This window comes from Oceanimonas baumannii, from assembly GCF_002245495.1.
GTDB classification, from domain to species: domain Bacteria; phylum Pseudomonadota; class Gammaproteobacteria; order Enterobacterales; family Aeromonadaceae; genus Oceanimonas; species Oceanimonas baumannii.
The window spans coordinates 232,161-252,979 of the sequence record NZ_NQJF01000005.1 but is presented as its reverse complement, the minus strand read 5'-3'; the positions used below and the strand labels follow the sequence as shown (position 1 = coordinate 252,979).

Below are 20,819 nucleotides of genomic sequence, written 5' to 3'. Positions count from 1 at the left end.
AAAAAATCATCAATGGCAGCCTCAACCTGCAGTCTGGCTGGAGTGTGGACGGGGCACAAAGTGGCACCGCTGGTTTTGGCAGCTGGTCGGTGAACACCGATGGCACCTTCAGCTACACCCTGACCCAGGCAACGACGGACGTGGATGGCGTCGCAGAGACCGACAGTTTCAGCTACACCGCCACCGACGGCTTCGGCAACACGGTGACCAACACCGTGGTCATCACCATTGTGGATGACGAGCCGAATGTTTCTGCCCAAAATCTGACCATTGCCAATGTTGAAGGTGTGTATACGGTGGATTATCAGCTGCAGACTGGTGCAGATGAAAGTGGTGGTATAACCCTCTCCGGAGTGTCTCCTGATGGACTTACTTATAATGTCGTCTCCCAAACTGATGGAAGTCAGCAGCTGACAGCGACACTTGATGGCAGTGATGACATTTATTTTATTTTGACGGTGTATGAGAGTGGTCACTATGAATTTGAGCTGGTCAACCCTGAACCAGTTGTTGCTTTTACAAAAGAGTTGGTAGATCTGACGCCTGGTGGCCCGCAGCCCAGTGTTGTCCTGCCTATTAATGGCATTACAGCCACCTTTTCGGAGTTGTTGCCTACTCCAGACGAAGGCGGAGTTAATTCATCGTCTCCGGGGATGGGGGTGGATAATAATCACATTAACGATGATAACCTGATGAAAGTTTCATTTAGTGAGCCAGTTTATAATGTAAGCTTTAAAGTCAATAATCTTCGTTCTGGTGATATTTTGCTCTGGACTGTGCTTGGTGCCAGCGGCGATGTTATTGCCGAAGGTACCTGGACACCCCCATCAGGTACCAATCAAAATGAAAAAGTAAGTTTCAATATCCTTGATCCTATTGACGGCTCAGTACTTACTTATACAAGTGGTTCGGCTGATGACATTAAAGATGAAGGTATTTATGCATTAGAACTGGGCGCAGGTGAAGGAGACAAATACCGTCTTCTTGATATTACAGTTTATGAGCAAGTGTTACCCGAAGACAATGAACTCATATTCAACCTGGATGCTGAAGACGGTGACGGTGACACTGTTTCAACCAGTTTCACTGTTTTTGTAGAAGGTGGAGGCACCGTTGAAGATGGGTTTACGCTGACAGGTACCGACAGCGACGAGGTTCTATGGGGTAGTTCAGGTAATGACACCCTGCTTGGCGGAGCCGGAAACGATATTCTGAATGGCGGCCTTGGTGATAATATTCTGACCGGAGGTGAGGGTATAGATACCTTCCAGTTTACGGATGTAGATATAAACTCTGTTAATAAAATAACGGACTTTAATATTGGCGAGCAGGATGTAGTTGATATTAGTGAATTGTTAAGCGGTGCTGATAATACTAACCTGAACAGTTATCTGGAGTTCAGTCTGGACGGTAGCGATACGGTACTGACAGTTACCCCATCAGGTGCAGGAAGCGATACCCAGGAAATTCGTTTTGAAGGTGTTGACTTGCTGAACGGAATGTCCAGTGCAGATTTGATCCAGTCGATGGTGGATGATAATACGCTGCAGGTTGATAAAACCTGATTGGAGATAAGCCATGGCCAAAGTAACCACGGTAATGCTGCAGGGAATAAGTTATCACTGGAATGGTGAAGATATTCTGGTGGATGACGGCATCAGCTTGCCGTGGTCTCTGGCAGGTTCGGCGTTGGAACAAATAGAACTTTACAACGATGAGGGGGATTCATCGGGATCTTTTAGCATCGATTTTGAACAGCAAAACTGGCTGCTGCAAGGGGATAGTGCGCCGGGTGATGTGATTTTACTGGACGATAACGGCGCGGCGTTGGCTGCACTTTCTTCATTTTTGAGCAGTGAATTGACAGCAGGAGTCCAGCATTTGCCCGACAACCACCCTTTGCCGGTTAATATTGATGATATTCTGCTGGGAAGTGATGTGGCAGAACTTTATCCGGTTGCGACCATTGCTGACACACCTGCACTTGATACAGAGCTGATTGACGATGTGATCAATTGGCTCTCGGTGTATAGTCCTCCTGAGTAAATTTCATTTTGGAGGAGCGTCATGCGCCTGTTTCCTTTGTCAGCTTTGTGCAGCCTGCCGTTATTGTTCAGCTCTGCTTCCTTTGCCATTGCCGTGCCTGATGCGCCTCATCTGGTAACCGAAGGGGAGGCCAGTATCAGCGTGGTGCCCGATATGGCAACCCTGTCCCTGTTGGTAACCGCGGTCAAAGACGACAGCAGTGATGCAAAAACAGAGGTCGATACCAAAGTGGCGGCACTGTTCAGCGATCTGAACGGCCTGGGTATTAAAAAAGCAGATATAGACAGTGGTAATCTGGTGACCCGGCCTGATTATCACTACCCGAACAATGGTAAACGTGAGCTGAACGGCTACATGGCCGAGCGCACAGTTACTATTCGTTTATACCAGCTCGACAGCCTGAGCAAAGTGATTGATGCCGCACTGGGGCAAGGCCTGCAAAATGTACAAAACATTGTGTATGGTGTGCGTGAATCCGAGGAATATCAGCAAAAGGCCCGTCAGGCCGCTATAAAACGTGCCGCCGAGTTGGCCAGCGAGCTGGCAGCCGGCTTTGAACAGACGCTGAATGATGTTTATGCCATTGAATATGCTGAAAAGTCACCTGTACATCCTCGTCCTTTCGGCATGGCCAAAATGATGACAGCCGAGAGTGCGGCGGAAAGCTATCAGCAAAACGAGATAGAATTTACTGACAGGGTGCAGGTTGTTTACACCCTTAAATAAGCATGATTCGTCATACCGGGGCTGAACCGGCCTTGTTTGAAATCTCGCTTGCATTCCGTCCCTGAGCTTCGTTCAGGGCCGGAATGCCGGGCTTTTTCCTTCCTTGTCATGCTGTTTGTCTTCCACCCTCGTATTAAAAAAAAATTTATAAGTTAAAAAAACGTGACTTTGATGGCAAAAATTCCCTAAAGTCGATGTTTTTGGTACTTTATGAAAAACCCTAACGCAGTAGTCATAAAGGACCGGTAATGGCCAACTATTCTCTAGATAAAGATAAAATCAAAATTTTGTTGCTGGAAGGCGTGCATCAGGGCACGGTTGATTCCTTTAAAGCCGCCGGCTACGACAATATTGATTACCTCAAAACCTCTCTGGCCGAGGATGAGCTGAAAGAGCGCATTAAAGACGTTCATTTTGTCGGTCTTCGTTCCCGCACCCAGCTGACAGAGTCAGTTCTGGATGCGGCCGAGAAGCTGGTGGCCATTGGCTGTTTCTGCATTGGCACTAACCAGGTGGATCTGAACGCTGCGCAAATTCGTGGTATTCCGGTATTTAATGCGCCTTTCTCCAATACCCGCAGTGTTGCTGAGCTGGTGCTGGGTGAGCTGCTGCTGCTGCTGCGTGGCATTCCTGAGCGCAATGCCAAGGCACACCGTGGTGAGTGGCAGAAAACTGCGACTCATTCCTTTGAGGCCCGTGGCAAAAAGCTGGGAATTATCGGTTATGGCCACATTGGTACTCAGCTTGGCATTATCGCTGAAGGCATTGGTATGCAGGTGTATTACTACGATATTGAAAATAAGCTGTCGCTGGGTAATGCCATCCAGGTCGGCACTCTGAAAGAGCTGCTGAACATGGCAGACGTGGTGTCGTTGCATGTGCCGGAAACGCCTCAGACCAAAAACATGTTTGGTGCCGAGGAGATGGCCATGATGAAGCCCGGTGCCATTCTGATCAACGCCTCTCGCGGGACTGTGGTTGATATTGATGCACTGGCATCAGCCTTGTCTGCCAAACATATTGCCGGTGCCGCCATCGATGTGTTCCCGGTTGAGCCGAAGTCCAATGACGAAGAATTCGTTTCTCCGCTGCGTGAGTTCGATAACGTTATCCTCACGCCACATATCGGTGGTTCTACTCAGGAAGCACAAGAGAATATCGGCTATGAAGTGGCCGGCAAGCTTATCAAGTATTCCGATAACGGCTCTACGCTGTCCGCGGTGAACTTCCCTGAGGTATCTCTGCCAGGCCATGCCGGCACCAGCCGCCTGTTGCATATTCACCATAACAAGCCGGGTATTCTCAGTCAGATTGCGCAGGCCTTTGCCGGCGATGACATCAATATCGCGGCTCAATATCTGCAGACCTCACCGAAAATCGGTTATGTGGTGATCGACGTGGAAACGGCACAAAGCGAGCAGGCCCTGGCGAAACTCAAGGTTATTGAGGGCACAATTCGCGCCCGCATCCTGCACTGACAGCTGCAGTAGTCATGAATTTTTAAGGGGCGAAAGCCCCTTTTTGTTATTGGCGGCCTGAAGAGCGTCAGAGTCTGTGGCATATTGCCCCTGGCTGCGGATAAACTGCGGCCAACCACTTCAAAACGGATAACGGTATGAGCAGAGCGCTTGATGACTTATTAACCTTGCTGGCCCTGGAGCCACTGGATGATGGCCTTTATCGTGGTCAGAGCATGGATCTGGGGTTTGGTGCCGTATTTGGTGGCCAGGTAATGGGACAGGCGCTGGCGGCCGCCAAATATACCCTGCAGCCGGAGCGGCAGGTGCATTCTTTTCATTCCTACTTTCTGCGCCCGGGGGATGTCAACAAGCCGATTATTTACGATGTAGAAAACATTCGTGATGGCAAAACTACCTCTACCCGCCGGGTGCAGGCGCTGCAGTATGGTAAGCCGATTTTTTATATGACGGCATCGTTTCAGCTGCCGGCAGCAGGCTTTGAGCATCAGGCGCTGATGCCGGAAGTGTCGGGCCCTGAAGCGCTTATACCCGAAAGTGAGCGGCTGGCTGCTCTGGTGGACAAGGTTCCGGAAAAGCTGCGTAAAAAACTGCTGGCAGAAAACCCGATAGACATGCGTCAGGTGAATTATGTGGATCCGTTAAGTCCGGAAAAAGCCGATCCGCTGCGTTATATCTGGCTGAAGGCCAATGGCTCTCTGCCTGATGATCTCCGTATCCATAAATATCTGCTGACCTATGCCGCCGACTTTAACTTTCTGCCGACGGCGCTGATGCCCCACGGACGTTCTTTCTGGGAGCCACAGTTGCAGGTTGCCACCATTGATCACTCCATGTGGTTTCATGACGATTTTCGTTTTGACGATTGGATACTGTATGTGATGGAAAGCCCGAGAAGCATTGCCGGCCGGGGGCTGGTGCAGGGACGTTTTTATACCCGCGATGGCCGATTGGTGGCATCGGCCATGCAGGAAGGGCTGATCCGCCCGCGAGGAAAATAAGACATGAGTGTGACCTGGAGTGATGTTCTCGGCCCCGAGAAGCAAAAACCGTATTTTCAGCAGGCAATGCAGGCAGTAAGAGCAGCCCGAGATGCTGGTGCCGTGATTTATCCACCGAAAGAGGACATGTTTCGTGCCCTTGAGCTGACCGCACTGTCACAGGTAAAAGTGGTCATGTTGGGGCAGGATCCCTACCATGGTCCGGGTCAGGCTCACGGCCTGTGCTTTTCGGTGCGACCGGGCATTAAAGTGCCGCCTTCTTTACGCAATATGTATAAAGAGCTGGAAACGGATATTTCTGGCTTTATTACCCCGGAGCACGGGTTTCTGGAATCCTGGGCGAAACAGGGGGTGCTAATGCTGAATACGGTGCTGACCGTAGAACAAGGCAAGGCGCATTCTCATGCCGGACTGGGCTGGGAAACTTTTACCGACAGAGTGATCCAGGCGGTGAATGATCATTGTGAAGGCGTGGTGTTTTTGCTGTGGGGCAGCCATGCACAGAAAAAGGGAAGCCACATAGACAGACAGCGTCATCATGTGCTGAGCGGGCCTCATCCCAGTCCGTTGTCGGCATACCGGGGCTTTTTGGGCTGCAAACACTTTTCGCAGACCAATCAGTTGCTGCAAGACACGGGAAAAACCCCCATAGACTGGCAGCTGCCACTATCAGCACCGTGAAGCGCCTGCCTGCGGTGCGTTATGTATCTCATCGTGGCACTTTGCAGCAATAATAAAAAGGCGTCTTGCGACGCCTGAATTATGGTTGTGTTTTTAAAGTGTCAGTTCTTCTTCCGGCTCGAACGTGCAGTCGAGCTCCTGAAGTTCATCCCGTAAGCGCTTTCTGTCCATGAGAGCTTCAATTTCCCGCCATTTACGTTTTTTTGCTGGCTCACGCGAGGCGCGAGGTGCTTTTTCAACTACAAAACTCTGATCGAAGCATGACCTTTCCATAGGGCTCTCTCCTGTCGGTTTTCAGTTGCAGTCGCTATTCATATATCACAACGGGTTATAAAGTAGAACGTTGTTATTGCAGAATTATTAAGTTGCAACGCAAAAAAGGACTTTTTGCAGGAAGGAGCGGGGGCCGTGTTGCGGGAAGAGTGGGGAAGGGGATTAGCAGGTATGGTGAATTGCGTTTTATAAGGCGCAATTCACCATGGTATTAACACCGGAGCAGCACTGTGTTGCCGGATTTTATCTTAGTTTAGTAACGTCGCTGCACGGTTTGCCCGATTGAATGATTCGGGCCTGTTTACCTGCTTACTGTTCAGAGCATTGCCTGCAGCATGTTTTCCAGTTTGCCCTGGTCGATGGCGAAGTTACGAATGCCTTCAGCCAGCTTTTCAGTGGCCATGGCATCCTGGTTTTGTTCCCAGCGGAACTCGGCTTCGGTCATGGGGGCAGGGCGGGGCTGTGTGGGGCCGGTATCTTTCAGTTTTTGTACAACATCAGCATCAGACTGGTTCAGTTCTTCCAGCAGACCCGGGCCAATGGTAAGGCGGTCGCAGCCGGCAAGTTCCAGAATTTCTCCGGTGTTACGGAAGCTGGCACCCATAACGACGGTATGGTAGCCATGGGCTTTGTAGTAGTCATAAATACGGGTGACCGACAACACACCGGGATCCTCTGCTGAGGAGTATTCTGTTTTATCGGTATTGTTTTTGTACCAGTCGAGAATGCGACCGACAAACGGAGAAATCAGATAAGCACCGGCTTCGGCACAGGCGCGGGCCTGGGCAAAGCTGAACAGCAGCGTCAGGTTACAGTTGATGCCTTCTTTTTCCAGCACTTCGGCGGCGCGAATGCCTTCCCAGGTGGAGGCCAGTTTGATCAGGATCCGCTCTTTGCTGATACCGGCCTCGGCATACAGAGCAATAAGGCGGCGGGCTTTGGCAATGCTGGCCTCGGTATTGAATGACAACCGGGCATCCACTTCAGTTGAAATACGGCCGGGAATGAGCTTCAGAATTTCGCAGCCAATGTTAACGGCCAGCTTGTCGGAGGCATCTTCCAGTTGCTGCGCGGTATTCTGGCTTTGGCCTTTGGCCCAGGCGACGGCATCTTCCAGTAGCGGGCGGTACTCAGGGATCTGAGCTGCCTTCAGGATCAGTGACGGGTTAGTCGTGGCATCTTCGGGTTGATATTTGCGGATAGCTTCAATGTCGCCGGTGTCGGCCACAACAGTGGTCAGCGTGCGCAGTTGTGCGAGTGAGTTGGCCATGAACAGGTCCTTAGGAAGAGGATTTAGCGCTATATTCTAGTTTTAACAGGCGCAAAAGTCATTTGCATTGAATTGGGTTCGCATGGGGCTTGCAAAGGCAGTCATGCCTGCCACTGTGATCAATATCACGCGGCCTGAGTCTGCCGCTGTGTTACATTGCGCCGCTTCGTGTGGGACTCATGCAAATGACTGCCATTGAATTTTAGTAACGCAGAGGTGTTCATGGATTCCTTTATTGCTTTTATTAACAACCTGCTGTGGGGATCGGTACTGATCTACCTGCTGCTGGGTGTGGGAGTATTTTTTACCTTTCGGCTGGGGTTCATCCAGTTTCGCCATTTTGGCCATATGTTTTCGGTGCTCAAGCACAGCCGCCAGTCTGATGACGCGGGCATATCGTCCTTTCAGGCACTGTGCACCAGCCTGGCAGCCCGGGTCGGTACGGGGAACCTGGCAGGGGTAGCGGTGGCGCTGTACCTGGGGGGCCCAGGTGCCATTTTCTGGATGTGGCTGATAGCCCTTATTGGTATGGCCACGGCGTTTGCGGAAAGTGCGCTGGCCCAGCTTTATAAAGTGAAAGATGACGAGGGCAATTATCGCGGTGGCCCTGCCTATTATATGGAGCGCGGTCTGGGCATGCGCTGGATGGGCGTGTTGTTCGCCATTTTCCTGATCATTGCGTTTGGTCTGGTATTTAATGCGGTGCAGGCCAACTCCATCAGTGCCGCCATGCAGGTGGCCTTCAGTGTGCCTGAGTGGGCGACCGGAATCGTTCTGGTGGTGCTGGCCGGACTAATTATTTTTGGTGGATTACGCACGATTGCCCGTTTTGCCGAACTGGTGGTCCCGGTGATGGCGCTGGCCTATTTGCTGATAGCATTGGTGGTGGTGGCCATGAACATCACCGAGTTACCCGGTGTGCTGACGATGATCGTGAAATCGGCTTTTGGCCTGGAGCAGGCCGGTGGCGGCGCCATGGGATATGCCATTTCACAGGCGCTGATAAATGGCATCAAGCGAGGTCTTTTTTCAAACGAAGCAGGCATGGGCTCGGCACCGAACGCGGCAGCGTCAGCCACGCCTTATCCTCCTCATCCGGCCTCGCAGGGTTATGTGCAGATGCTGGGGGTGTTTGCTGATACCATTGTTATCTGTACCTGTACTGCTTCCATTATTTTGCTGTCGGGCCAGTTTGAGCCGGGCTCAGGCATTACCGGTATTGAGCTGACCCAGAAGGCGTTGTCGAATGAAGTGGGCGAGTGGGGCAATATTTTTATTGCTATTGCTATCTTGTTCTTTGCCTTTACCAGCATCGTGGCCAACTATGCCTACGCCGAGAACAATCTGGTGTTCCTGGAGCATAACCATGAGGGCGGCTTGCTGGTGTTCCGGTTGTTTGTGCTGGGTATGGTGATGTTCGGCTCTGTGGGCGAGCTGCCCATTATCTGGGCTATGGCTGATACGTCCATGGGTATGATGGCGCTGATTAACCTGGTGGCCATTTTGCTGCTCTCGGGCGTGGTGGTCAAGCTTGCAAAAGACTATAACAACCAGCGTAAACTGGGTCGCCTGCCCACCTTTGATGCCAGTAAATACCCCGAGCTGAGCAGTCAGCTGGAAGAAGGTATCTGGGATAAGAAAAAGTAAAGTATAGGCCCGGATAAACCCGGGCCTATAAACATTGCCATGGATACCTGCATGTTTTTAATGAACGTCTTGCTTGGTTAAAACTTCATGCCGGCTTCCAGCCAGAACTTGCGGCCGGCACTGAAATTGCCATTCAGGGCATCGAGCCGGCTGGTGGAGGTGTCGATCACTTCGTCAAACAGGTTGCTGACTTCAAACATCAGGTAGCCTTCCACACTGCTCAACAGCTGTGGCCGCCATTGTAGCCGGCTGTCCAGTGTCATCAGGCTGTCGAGCGTCACGTCTTCATAGATATCGTAGCGGGTGTTACTGCTATCTTGCCAGTTGTCTCCGCTGTCGCGGGCCTGGGTGCTGCCTTGGCGATAGTGTAAAAAGTTGGACCAGGTGACACGGGCTGCCGGAAATTGCGTGATGGTGGTCAGGCGGGCGCTGAATGGCGTGTTGTAGTCCCAGGCTGGCAGTTCGTCCAGGCTGACCAGCCGACCCTGGTAATATACCTTGTCAGCAGTCAGTGCATCGTCGTAGCCACCACCGTTGTTCAGGGTGCTGTTACCCTGCAGACTGCTGGTTGAGTTTTTCCAGTTAAAACCAAGTCGGGCCACTGTGCTGGTGCCAGCCAGCTCAAGCGGATGACGCTCGTGATCAAACTCCAGCGTCAGGCTATTGGTAATGCCAGTCGCACTGTTCACGTAGGCATAAAGTCCTTCATTGTTTTTCTTCCGAATAATTTCTTTTTCGCTTTCCCGCCGCACCAGTTTGAGCTGCCCATCAACGGGGCCCAGGTGTTGTACCCAACCCAGCATAAATTCATCGGCATAGGGTGTTTCCAGGTTTTGCGCTGCTGAACGATCGTCGTAGGTTATTTCACGAACAACATCGCCGTTTTTGTTGTAAAACCGCATGCTGTTCCAGCTGCGCACCGCATCGTTAACGGCATAGCGTAAAAAGCTGCGGCCATAATAGCGGTTGGCACCAAACTGCAGGCGTGTGTTGCCGTCACCCAACAGATCCCAGTCGGCACTGAAGCGGGGGGCCAGATCCCAGCTTTTCAGCCAGTTGTTGTGATCGGCACGCAGGCCGTAACGCAGGCTCCAGTTGTGCCACTGACTTTTCTGATCCAGATAAATCGCGGTGCTGACATAGTTAAGTGATACTTTTCCGGCACCATAGGTAGCATCCCGCTGCAGATATTCATCTCCTTCGTCACTGATGCCGTTACCATTCTGATCTGCACAGCCATTGGCACCGCTGGCATCAGTAACACAGGCATAGCTGAAGAATTCGACGTCTTCTGGGCGCTCATAATAAGAGCGGGTATGGCTGAGGTTACCTCCAAGGGTCAGCTGATGATGGCTGTTGCCCCATTGCCATTCAGGCAGTTGCCATTTGGGAGCCAGACTAATGCGGGTTTGCTGCTGCTCAACATCACCAAAACCACCGGTTTGCCTGGCCAGGGTACCTTCGCGGGATTCATGCTCTTCAAAGGTACGGCTAGCTGCCTTCATGGTATCGCTGAGCATATCCACGCTGGTATCCAGCGTTATCAGGTGTTCCTGAAAGCGATATTCTAGGTTGCTGCCAATGCCTATTCCCCGGTGTGACTTGCTGAAGCGATCGGCATAGCGGGGTGATGTGATGCCGTCGTGCTCCCGCTCGCTCAGGCGCAGGCTGGTACCTATCTCCAGATTATTAAAACCGGTGTAATCTATCCTGCCATGCAGGTTGTTGATGCTGTCCTGATAATCTACCGGCTGTTGCTGCCCCAATGCGTCAGTGTAATTTTGGCTGAAGCTGGACTCGCGCCGGCTAAGCCCAAGAGCAAGGCCCGTGTTCGTGCCTAGGCCCTGTTGCAGGCTGAGCTGATAGTTATTTTTTCGGTAATCGGGAGTAAATTCGGCATTAATGCCGCTTGCCTGCTCAAATTTTTGACGATCTTTCTCGGTAACATGAAATGACTCCCATTCATCACGTTCAATACCATAGTGTAAAGACAGGCTGTTTTTACCGTTGAAGCGCTTCATACGGGCATTAACGACGCCGCCGGTAAAGCCGCCAAAGCTTGCCGGTATATTGCTGTCGTAAATATCAACCTGTTCCAGCAAGTCTACATTCAGGTAATAGCCCTGAGGTGAGCTGCCACCTACAACATCGCTCAGACTGGGAGTAGAAAATACATCATTGTTTGAACCCGGATTAAGGTCGCTGCCGGTGTCTATGCCGTCAATCATAAACAGGTTCTGGTAAAAAGGCTGGCCATGAAAGGAGAACTCTTCCGGGCGCATTACGGCACTGCTGGCAGAGCTTTTACCGTGACGGGACACGTCTACTGCCGGGTTGATCTTCATCAGATCGGCCAGATTACCAGCGCCGGTGGGCAGCTCGGCAATGCGCTCTTCAGTTATGCTCTGCACGCCGGTAGCACTCTTTTCTTCGCTGCTAGTAACCAGAACATGGGGCAGAGTCGTGCATTTTTCTCCTGTGTATCCTCCGCATTCTTGTGCCGGTGCATGAGGCGAAACGGCGAGCCACAGCAAACTGACTGGCAGCCATGTGCTTGTGTAACGATAAACCTTGTCCACGTTAGTTATTTCCATGATGAGATTGAAAGATAATCAGGCAGTTTCGGCAAAGGACGCCGGTATGGCTGCTGGTTAAGCGCCGATAAAAAGGCTTCAAGAGCATCTAGCTCGGCGGAAGAAAGGTGCAATGGCTTAATATGTACTGACAAAGGCGGCAAGCCTGGGGGCAGGCGGGTATTGCCAATCATGCCGGCGTTATACATGTTGAGAATACCGCGTATCGACGGAAACAGGCCGTTGTGCATCCAGGGGCCGGTGTAGGCAAGGTCCCGCAACGAGGGTGTGCGAAATTTTCCTCTGTCTTCTGCCCGTCCGGTGACTTGCTCAAGGCCGGTGTCCTGATATTTTCTGCCGTAATAACTGAGGCCGGTATGATGAAAATCGCCGTCGGAATATAACGCACCGGAATGGCAGCTGATGCAGCCGGCTTTGGTGCGAAACAGGTGCAGTCCTTTAATCTGCTGATCAGTCAGAGCCTGATAGTTTCCGTTAATAAATCTGTCCAGCCGGTTGGGACGGGAAACAATACTACGCTCAAAGGCGGCCAGCGCCATGGCAAGGTGATCTGCGTTTATACGTTCGCTATTAAAGGCTTTGGCAAAGGCCTGTTGATAGCCGGGAATGGCATTAAGTCTGTCCAGTACTTCGGGCAGGGAAGCATTCATCTCCAGTGGATTACTGATCGGATCCAGAGCCTGATCAATCAGGCCTTTAGCTCTGCCATCCCAAAATAAGTGTTTAAAGTAAGCCGAGTTAAGAATGGACATGGTGTTACGAATGCCAGCCTGCCGGTTGTGACCGATGGCCACCTGGCGGCCATCGGCCCAGCCCAAATCCGGATCATGGCAGCTGGCACAGGCTATCTGGCCGGATCCGGAAAGCCTGGGGTCGAAAAAGAGCTGGTAGCCCAGCCGCTCTGTTCGTGGCGTATGCCAGGACACACGTGGCAGCCCGGGCAGCGGGGCTAGCTCCTTGGCTGACGGGTTGGAATGGTTCATGGCCGGCCAGAGTGCCGGCGGCTGGCGATATTGCTCGGGCGAAATGTCAGCATGCACAACTCCGGACGCAAGCAATATGCTGGCGCTGAGCAGTACCGCTAAAAAGCAGGTTATGGAAGGCATTAAAGTGTGCTTTAATAAGTTATTGAGAGTGATATTAATTGTTATTTAGATTTATTTCAATGGGGGTGACGTTTTAAAGGCCCGGTATAACGGGGCCTTTAAAAACGAATAATCGCGGGGAAAGGGGGGGGTAGAGAGCGGAGAAAGCCTAAGTCGGTTTTTTATAATCAGCACAGCTACTTATGACTTATCGCTCTCCGAAGGGGTTAAGGCTGATCGCCGACCAAAAACTGTTTGCTGATGGTTTTAAAGGTGTCGGTACCGGCCTGCTGCATCAGTTCAAAAACGACCATCTCCCGGCTGACAATCTGAGCGCCGGCATCACGCATGCGCTCAAGTCCAAGCTGGCGGTTTTCTTCCGTACGGCTGCCAACCACGTCGGCCACCACAAACACCTCTTTCCCATCGTGCAGCAGGTCCAGTACGGTCTGCAGTACGCAGACGTGGGTTTCCATGCCACAGACGATAACCTGGCTGTGATCTTGCCAGTGCCGGGGCAGGCAGCCACCGGCCACGGCGGAAAAGTGCACTTTTTTGGCAACTTCCGGGCGCTCTGTCAGACGGGTCAGGACTGGCAGTGTATGGCCCAGACCTCGAGGGTATTGTTCGGTGAACAGCGTGGGAATACCCAGGATCTGACAGGCCTGGATCAGCCATCCGGCACGGGCTGCCAGGGTGTCGCCCTGATGAATGGCAGGCACCAGTTTTTCCTGAATATCGATGACCATCAGCGCCGCTTTCTCGGGTTGCATCAGCATAGCTTCCTCCTTTATTAACAGCTGTATCAAGTATGCTACACCTTGAATCGGCCCAGCAACTGCTCTTGATGTTGCATTTGTTCGAGCATGCCGTGACATTTTTTCAGCTGGTCAAGGGCGCCGTTCGCTACATCCTGGCTGATATCCCGAATATTAGAGGTATTCTGGTTAATCTCTTCGCTGGTGGCGCTCTGCTCTTCTGCCGCGGTCGCAATCTGCAGGTTCATGTCATTGATTTGTGCAATGGCTTCCCGGATACGACTCAGTACCTCGTTGGCCTGTGCTGCGTCGGAAGCGGTGTGGGTAGCCAGATCGCGGCTTTGCTGCATTCTTTGCTCGGTTTGCTGGACCCCCTGCTGGAGCTGTTCGATCATATTGCCGATTTCGCGGGTGGACTGCTGCGTGCGGGAGGCCAGTGAGCGAACTTCATCGGCAACTACGGCAAAACCTCGTCCTGATTCGCCGGCACGGGCGGCTTCAATGGCAGCGTTGAGTGCCAGCAGGTTGGTTTGTTCGGCAATTCCGCTGATGACGGACAAAATGGATTCGATATTGCGGCTGACCTGAGCCAGCTCACTGACGGACAACATGGTTTTGTCCATATCGGCAGCCAGAGATTCAATGGCCCTGGTGGAGCGGGAGACCACTTCTGCCCCCTGCTCAGTTTCTTGATTGGCAGAGTTGGCGGCTTCGGCTGCATGCTGGGCATGGCGAGCGACATCATTGGCGGTGGCAGCCATCTCATGCATGGCGGTGGCCAGTTGATCCAGCTCCTGTAACTGCAGTTGCAGCTGTTGTTCAGCGAGCTCCGACTGCCCGGACGTTTCATTGATACGCGACTTGAGTGAATGCGCGCTGTTCATGATATTGGTGATCAGTTGCTGCAAATAAGACAGAAAGCCATTGAACTCACCGGCCACCAGCGCAAACTCGTCTTTCCTGGTAACGGGCAGCCGTTTGGTCAGATCACCTTCGCCACCGTTGATGTCGGTAAGTGAACGATGTAATCCACCCAGAGGTTTTAACTGATTCGTCATCAACAGCATTAAAATGGCCAGGCTGACGAGTACGCCCAGAGCAGAAATGATTATGGACTGCCATTGCAAACGGTTGGCCCGTGCCATAATGATGTCTTCATCAAGCGCAACCCCGATATACCAGTCAGTGCCCTGTAACTGTGTTAGTGGTGTAAAGGTGACCCAGTGGGGGCGCCCTTTCAGGGGGTAGGTGCGTAATCCTGTGGCGATGTCCGGGGTGATGCCGTCAAACATCTCGTTTAACTGCAGGCCATTGAGTGCACTGTCGGGATGAGAAATGATATTACCGTTTCCGGCGACCAGAAACGCATGTCCGGCACCGTTAAAGTCAATCACGTTGATTGAACGGGATACCGTCTCAAGGCTGAGATCTCCGCCAAATGCGCCGATAAAACGGCCATGAGAGGTCATTTGAGCCACCACTGAAATCAGTATCTCACCGGTGGCGGCGTCGGCATAAGGTTCGGTCAGGGTTGCGCTCCCGGCTTGCCGTGCCCGGGAGTACCAGGGGCGCTGGCGGGCGTCCCAGCCGTCGGGGTTCCACTCGGGATTGTTACTGATGGGCCGGCCACTCTCGCTTTCCAGACCACCAAAAAATAACATGAACTCTTGTTTAAGCAGCGGTAAGTCGAATGTTTTCTGTACATTTTCCCGGCTGAAATCAGTGCTTATTTGCTGTGCAGCCATATTCACAATGCCAAGCTTGCCATTCAGCCAGTTTTCAATCTGGTGGGCCAGGGTAGTGCTGACTTCATGAACGGTGGAGGCCGTTTGCTGGCGCAGGCTTTCCCGCACCTGGGACAACTGCAGCCAGGAAAGCAAGCCCACGGTAATTAGCAGTACCGCAGCAGCGGTCAGGCCCACTTTATGTGTGAGTTTCATACAACGTTTCCTTGTTGACACATGATGCCGATCTTCGACTAAAGGGGTATTGAACGGCGCTATTCCTGTAAAAACAACCATTGCTTTTTATTGTTTGCGCAAGTGCACATTTTTTTTAGCTAAGCTGACGGGAGGCGTTTTTTTTACTGCGGGACATGCGGATTTTCTTGCCGGAAAGTGCGTTTCGTTTTATTAATATTGTCCGTTTTCCATACTGTAAGGAGTCTCTACCGGCACGTCGCGTCGGGTTCTCTCCCGTTCGCCAGTTTCTTTCCCGCTGTTCTCATTTTCTGAGCTTTTCATTATCTGTTTTTCGTCACTGTGTTGTTTTGCCGGGAGGTAAGGCGTTGATGAGTGGTGGCAATCCCTGTCTGAATTGTGGTGCCTGCTGCGCGTTTTTTCGTGTGTCGTTTTACTGGGGGGAAGTACACAGCGATTATGCTGTGCCCGAAGCCCTGACCGAGCCTGTGTCTTTTGCTCGGCTGGCCATGCAGGGGACAAACCAGCCTGCTCCCCGTTGTGTAGCGTTACAGGGAGAAGTTGGTGGTTGTGTGGCGTGCAGTATTTATGAAAACCGGCCGGGACCGTGCCGGGAGTTTGATCCCTTTGATGCTGAAGGAGCCTGTAACCGGGCGAGAGAGGCGCATGGCCTGCCGCCGCTGGAGCCGCCATTAGTGGCTGCTTAGTGACGGAAATTATTGGTGTTTTTGGGGTTGTCAGGTAGTTTAGTTAACAGACAAACATAAGGAGACCGGTTATGGAAAAACTGTCTGTTCTGGAGCAACGTGTTATCGGCTGCCTGATTGAAAAGCAGGTATCCACACCCGATGTCTATCCGCTCACGCTGAACTCTTTAGTGAATGCCTGCAATCAGAAAAGCAACCGAGATCCTGTGATGAGCCTCACTGAGAGTGAGGTTCAGTCTGTACTCAACACCCTGGGAGCCCGGCGGCTGGTAAATAATGTGGCGGGTTTTAATGCCCGGGCAGCGAAGTATCAGCATCGTTTTTGCAACACCGAATTTGGTGAACTGCATCTCAGTTCCGGTGAGCTGGCCATTGTGTGCGAACTGCTGTTGCGCGGTCCGCAAACGCCGGGGGAACTGCGCAGTCGTTGTGCCCGCCTGCACCAGTTTGGTGATGTAAGCGAGGTTGATGGCTGTCTGCACAGTCTGATGGAAAAAGGTCCTTTTGTGGTTAAGCTGGAGCGCCTGCCGGGTAAACGGGAGTCACGTTATGCCCACCTGTTCGGTGATGCACCAGTCGCCGAGCCGGTCACGCCGGCGGAGATCACCAGTGGTGCCGGGGCGCGCATTGCTGAGCTGGAAGCGGAAGTGGAAAGGTTAAAGGCCCGTATCCGGGAGCTGGAAAGCGATCAGCTGTAAGTTGCCAAGTCTGGACTATCTTGAGTTGTGCCTGCAGATCCGCAATGGTCTGTGTGATGGGCTCGGGGTCAAGTCCGGCGCGACGTTCTGAATATGGTTATTCGGGCATCGAACCAGAGTTCATTCAGAAGCCGGTGGATACTTGCAGGCACCGCACTGGTTCAGCAAGCGGCACCACTTATGGCTGACAGCTTACGGCTTACAGTGTCATTAAAGTCCCATTTTTTCTATCACATCTTCTGGCCCGGCGGGGAGGCCGCTTTGCTGAAACAGCAATCGGCCTTGTTCGTCGAGAACCGTTATGGCGTTGGAGTGGGCAATCTCACCATTGGCCAGGCCCATATACCTGATGTTCAGTGCCATGGCCAGGGTACGTACCTGATCGTCATTGCCGCTTAACAGGGTCCAGTGCTGATCCAGCTGGCGCTGTTGTGCAAAGTGAGCCATGACTTTTGGGGTATCCGTGCCCGGAGTGAGGGACACCAGTACAAAGCCGGATTGCTGCTGTTGCTCGTGTGTCATTGCCTGCTGAATACGCTTTAAGTCGGAAACGATGACCGGGCAGGCGGTGGTGCAGTCAGTATAAATAAAGGCGATGATCTGCTTTTTACCCACCAGATCATGCATTTTTATTGTTTTTTCATCATGACTCTGCCATTCGTCCTTCAACTGATAAAGAGAGTCGCCTGGCAGGGCAGCCAGGGCGTTAAGGCTGAATAACATCAGTAATAAACCGAATATCTTCATTCAATGTCTCCTTGGCACAGCGAAAGCCCAGGTTACCCAAGGCATAGGTGGCTTTCAGACTGGAACGAAAGCCGTAGCGCATAAAGGCGGCATAGTCGGACGGATCGGCACTGCCGGCAGAAGCGGAGCCACAAAACAGGCTCTGATCCAGGCTGCTGTCGCCGCGGGATTCGCCGGTAACCAGTGCTGAGTTAAAGTCGTGCGTCCATTCCCATACCAGACCGTGCAGATCGTGGACTTGCCAGTAGTTGGCAGTGTGTTGGCCTACCTGACTCAGTTGTGCCGTGGCAGGCCGGGCATACCAGTCAAGAATATAACGGGTAAAGCCGGGCTCATTGGTGCCGTTGGCGGCCGTGGATGATGCCTGTGCAGCATATTCCCACTCGGCTACCGTGGGCAGCCGCTTGCCCTGAGCACGGCAATAGGCATCGGCGGCAAACCAGGATATAAAGGTAACAGGCTGTTGATGCTGCTCTGCCGCCGGAGCCGGGCCGGGCCAGTGTTGCAGATAGGCCGGTTCGGTAAACAGCGGGGCCGGTCGCCCCCGCTGCCATTGCGGGTGGGCGGCCACAAAGGCCGCAAATTGCTGGTTGGTAACCGGGGTTATATCAAGCTTAAAAGGCGCGACCGGTGTAAGCGGGCTTTCTTTGGTCAGATAGAGTGGTCTCACCTCCCCGGCGGGGAGTTCGGCCATTTGGCTCACCGAGGGTAATAAGGCCATACTCAGCAGCAGCGCCAGGCTCATTAGTGGGCACTCCCTTCCATAATGATGGTTTCGCCTTTTTCTCGACGTTCGGCCACCTCATCGGGAGTAATTTCTCCTCCTTTATTGTCCCAGCTGTTAAGCACATAAGTCAGGACGTTGGCGGTATCTTCATCCGACAGGCGCATGGCCGGCATGATGCTGTCAAATGCCTGGCCATTGACCTTGATAGGGCCTTTCAGGCCGTGCAGCACAACATCGATGGCACGGTTGCGATCTTTGTTGAGAAAGTCGGAGGCCGCCAGGGGAGGGAAGGCACCGGGAATACCCTGACCGGATCCCTGGTGACAGGCCTGGCAGTTTGCTTCATACACCCGCTGGCCATAAAGCATCTGCTCTTCCTTATTTTTGGCAGTGACTTTGGGGTGTCCATTGGGCATTACCTGCACGGCCGAGCCTTCGGGCAGATACACGTTTTCGGCTACTTTGCCGGAGTAAACAATCTTATCTTCGGGACCACTGACCTGCATCATACCCAGTGCCCCTTTGTTGAAGGCACGGAAGATGGAGTGATCCACCATGATAAAGTTGCCTGGTACATCAAGTTTGAATTCGGCCATGGCTGCGCCACCTGCCGGCACCAGGGTGGTTTGCACGTTCTCGTTAATGGCAGAGCCGCCTTCCACATTGACCTTGTCGAAAATCTCACCGATGACGTGGAATGAAGACACCAGGTTGGGACCGCCATTGCCGACGTAAAGGCGCACGGTTTCACCCACATTGGCAGTGAGGGCCTTGTCGCCGTTGAGTGCCCCTACGGCACCGTTAAACACCACGTAGTCGGCCTGCTCGCGAATGGCCTTGTCCATATCAAATGACTGCAGACCCTGCTCGCCGTATTCTCCTTTGGTATAAAAGTCGCCCTGCATCACATAATATTCCCGATCTACCGGTGGCAGACCTTCTTCCGGCTCCACCAGGATCAGGCCATACATGCCGTTGGCGATATGCATGCCCACAGGCGCAGTGGCACAGTGATATACATAGAGGCCGGGATTTAGTGCCTTGAAGTTAAAGACGGAAGTATGGCCAGGCGCGGTAAACGATGATGCTGCACCACCACCGGGACCGGTAACGGCGTGCAGATCGATATTATGGGGCATTTTGGAGCTGGGATGATTGGAAAGGTGAAACTCGACTTCATCACCTTCCCGCACCCGCAAAAACTGTCCGGGCACGGAGCCGCCAAAGGTCCAGAACATATACTCCACACCGTCTGCGATCTCCATGACCTTTTCCACGGTTTCCATTTTCACGACAACCTTGGCGGGATGATCCCGGGTGATGGGGGGGGGCACCACCGGCGGTGAAGTGAGCATGGCTTCTTCTACCGGTAGCTGGCTGGACTGGGCAGAAAAGGCGAATGTCAGAGCAAGGGCGGCAACAAGCTTACGTGGCTTCATAGGATACTCCCTGAGCTGAGTGCTGAATATTTACTTGTATCTCAAATGCAAGTTTGAGATATCTGTCACCGCACAGAGCTGATCTGGATCAAAAAATGATCCTGTTGCCCAATTTTATAGATACTTTCCTTTATATTCAGTGTGTTACAGAGTTTCTAAAAAGGTTTCAGTGACCAGGTTGGTACGCCGGCTGCGGGCGGTAATGACACAGAAGTGGGTAGTAAACCCCGGCTGCAAGGGCTTAAGCCGGCCGGCCTTTACCCAAGGGGCGGCGTAATGGTCGGGTAAATAGCCAAGGTAGCATCCGGTAAGCACCAAAAATAAAATACCTTCCCTGTCGTTAGCATGGGCACCCACCGTGTGTCGGGCATATAGGGTGGCGGCCTCGGCGGGCTGTTTGAAACGGGGTTGGACTACTTCATAACCGGTGATATCGGCCGAGGTGTCCGTGAACAGCGGGTGGGTATCGGCGCAATAAAGACGGGTTTTTTCTTCGTAGAGGGGCGAGTAGTTCAGTCCCGGCAAGTCTCGCACACGTGGAATAACTCCCACATTTAACCGGCCGTCGAGCACGCCCATCTCTATGTCGTCGGAAGGCTGCATGCGTAGATTAATATGTACCCCGGGCCCGCGTGCTTTGAGAGCCGCCAGACCATGGGTGATCTTCATTCCCGGGTGACTGACCAGGTTGTCGGTAATGCCAATCACCAGCGTTCCCTGCAGGTGCTGGTGTAACTCGTTCAACTCGGAACGAAAGTGCTCAACGGCACCAAACAGCCTGTCGCTGGCTTCCAGTACCCGTTTGCCTTCATCGGTCAGGGAAAATCCGGCCCGGCCGCGCTGGCACAGCTTGACGCCGAGCCGCTTTTCCAGATCCGACATCTGCATGCTGATGGCGGCCCGGCTGATGCCCAGGGCTACTTCAGCCGCCGCAAAACCGCCACAGGCCACGACCGTACGAAACACTTTAAGCAGTTTTAATTCAAAATCGCTGATCTGCCCGACGACGGTCATATCACCCTC

The 20,819-nt window shown here is 52.6% G+C and carries 19 protein-coding genes; 9 read left to right on the top strand and 10 right to left on the bottom strand.

Annotated elements, in window-relative coordinates; translation table 11 throughout:
• From B6S09_RS07825 to ung, 6 genes are all read left to right on the top strand, one after another.
• Positions 1–1,565, top strand: a 1,565-nt coding sequence (locus tag B6S09_RS07825) for a type I secretion C-terminal target domain-containing protein (protein ID WP_141201989.1), incomplete at its 5' end; no start/stop codon positions are given.
• 13 nt (positions 1,566–1,578) lie between these two features.
• A complete protein-coding gene (locus B6S09_RS07820; RefSeq protein WP_094277937.1) occupies positions 1,579–2,046 on the top strand; it encodes a hypothetical protein in 468 nt (155 codons plus the stop codon).
• 21 nt (positions 2,047–2,067) lie between these two features.
• Entirely contained in the window at positions 2,068–2,772 is a 705-nt protein-coding gene (locus tag B6S09_RS07815; RefSeq protein WP_094277936.1) for an SIMPL domain-containing protein, read from the top strand.
• A 248-nt stretch (positions 2,773–3,020) separates the two neighbouring features.
• Positions 3,021–4,250 carry a phosphoglycerate dehydrogenase gene (gene serA / locus B6S09_RS07810; RefSeq protein WP_094277935.1) on the top strand — a complete coding sequence of 410 codons (1,230 nt, stop codon included), beginning with the start codon at positions 3,021–3,023 and terminating at the stop codon, positions 4,248–4,250.
• A 137-nt stretch (positions 4,251–4,387) separates the two neighbouring features.
• On the top strand, positions 4,388–5,251 hold the full coding sequence (gene tesB / locus B6S09_RS07805; protein WP_094277934.1) for an acyl-CoA thioesterase II: 864 nt from the start codon (positions 4,388–4,390) through the stop codon (positions 5,249–5,251).
• A 3-nt stretch (positions 5,252–5,254) separates the two neighbouring features.
• On the top strand, positions 5,255–5,932 hold the full coding sequence (gene ung, locus B6S09_RS07800) for a uracil-DNA glycosylase (RefSeq protein WP_094277933.1): 678 nt from the start codon (positions 5,255–5,257) through the stop codon (positions 5,930–5,932).
• Positions 5,933–6,025: 93 nt separating this feature from the next.
• Here the strand turns inward: ung and B6S09_RS07795 are convergent, their stop codons facing one another.
• Both B6S09_RS07795 and tal read right to left on the bottom strand, forming a co-directional pair.
• The gene (locus tag B6S09_RS07795) at positions 6,026–6,205 is read right to left on the bottom strand and encodes a DUF3545 family protein (protein ID WP_094277932.1); all 180 of its coding nucleotides are present in this window, start codon (positions 6,203–6,205) and stop codon (positions 6,026–6,028) included.
• Positions 6,206–6,521: 316 nt separating this feature from the next.
• On the bottom strand, positions 6,522–7,475 hold the full coding sequence (gene tal / locus B6S09_RS07790; RefSeq protein ID WP_094277931.1) for a transaldolase: 954 nt from the start codon (positions 7,473–7,475) through the stop codon (positions 6,522–6,524).
• A 222-nt stretch (positions 7,476–7,697) separates the two neighbouring features.
• Between tal and B6S09_RS07785 the strand changes: the two genes are divergently transcribed.
• Entirely contained in the window at positions 7,698–9,122 is a 1,425-nt protein-coding gene (locus B6S09_RS07785; RefSeq protein WP_094277930.1) for an alanine/glycine:cation symporter family protein, read from the top strand.
• A gap of 77 nt (positions 9,123–9,199) precedes the next feature.
• On the opposite strand, the gene B6S09_RS07780 is transcribed toward B6S09_RS07785, so the two are convergent.
• The 4 genes from B6S09_RS07780 to B6S09_RS07765 form a co-directional block, all read right to left on the bottom strand.
• Positions 9,200–11,716, bottom strand: a complete 2,517-nt coding sequence (locus B6S09_RS07780; protein WP_094277929.1) for a TonB-dependent receptor plug domain-containing protein — start codon at positions 11,714–11,716, stop codon at positions 9,200–9,202.
• Entirely contained in the window at positions 11,707–12,822 is a 1,116-nt protein-coding gene (locus B6S09_RS07775; protein ID WP_094277928.1) for a cytochrome-c peroxidase, read from the bottom strand. Before B6S09_RS07775 ends, B6S09_RS07780 begins: the two co-directional genes overlap by 10 nt.
• A 206-nt stretch (positions 12,823–13,028) precedes the next feature.
• Entirely contained in the window at positions 13,029–13,580 is a 552-nt protein-coding gene (locus B6S09_RS07770; RefSeq protein WP_094277927.1) for a hydrolase, read from the bottom strand.
• 35 nt (positions 13,581–13,615) lie between these two features.
• Positions 13,616–15,499 (bottom strand): methyl-accepting chemotaxis protein, encoded by a 1,884-nt coding sequence (locus B6S09_RS07765; RefSeq protein ID WP_094277926.1) that lies wholly within the window; start codon positions 15,497–15,499, stop codon positions 13,616–13,618.
• Positions 15,500–15,849: 350 nt separating this feature from the next.
• Between B6S09_RS07765 and B6S09_RS07760 the strand changes: the two genes are divergently transcribed.
• Together B6S09_RS07760 and B6S09_RS07755 are read left to right on the top strand one after the other, a co-directional pair.
• Positions 15,850–16,185 (top strand): YkgJ family cysteine cluster protein, encoded by a 336-nt coding sequence (locus B6S09_RS07760; RefSeq protein ID WP_094277925.1) that lies wholly within the window; start codon positions 15,850–15,852, stop codon positions 16,183–16,185.
• Positions 16,186–16,256: 71 nt separating this feature from the next.
• The gene (locus B6S09_RS07755) at positions 16,257–16,883 is read left to right on the top strand and encodes a YceH family protein (protein ID WP_094277924.1); all 627 of its coding nucleotides are present in this window, start codon (positions 16,257–16,259) and stop codon (positions 16,881–16,883) included.
• A 210-nt stretch (positions 16,884–17,093) separates the two neighbouring features.
• On the opposite strand, the gene B6S09_RS07750 is transcribed toward B6S09_RS07755, so the two are convergent.
• The 4 genes from B6S09_RS07750 to B6S09_RS07735 form a co-directional block, all read right to left on the bottom strand.
• Positions 17,094–17,630: an SCO family protein gene (locus B6S09_RS07750; protein ID WP_094277923.1), complete on the bottom strand. Its 537-nt coding sequence runs from the start codon at positions 17,628–17,630 to the stop codon at positions 17,094–17,096.
• Positions 17,590–18,375 (bottom strand): formylglycine-generating enzyme family protein, encoded by a 786-nt coding sequence (locus B6S09_RS07745; RefSeq protein WP_094277922.1) that lies wholly within the window; start codon positions 18,373–18,375, stop codon positions 17,590–17,592. Before B6S09_RS07745 ends, B6S09_RS07750 begins: the two co-directional genes overlap by 41 nt.
• Positions 18,375–19,796 (bottom strand): copper-containing nitrite reductase, encoded by a 1,422-nt coding sequence (nirK, locus tag B6S09_RS07740; RefSeq protein WP_094277921.1) that lies wholly within the window; start codon positions 19,794–19,796, stop codon positions 18,375–18,377. The genes B6S09_RS07745 and nirK overlap by 1 nt, the downstream gene beginning before the upstream one ends.
• Before the next feature lie 144 nt (positions 19,797–19,940).
• The gene (locus B6S09_RS07735; RefSeq protein ID WP_094277920.1) at positions 19,941–20,810 is read right to left on the bottom strand and encodes a LysR family transcriptional regulator; all 870 of its coding nucleotides are present in this window, start codon (positions 20,808–20,810) and stop codon (positions 19,941–19,943) included.
• Positions 20,811–20,819: the final 9 nt, after the last annotated feature.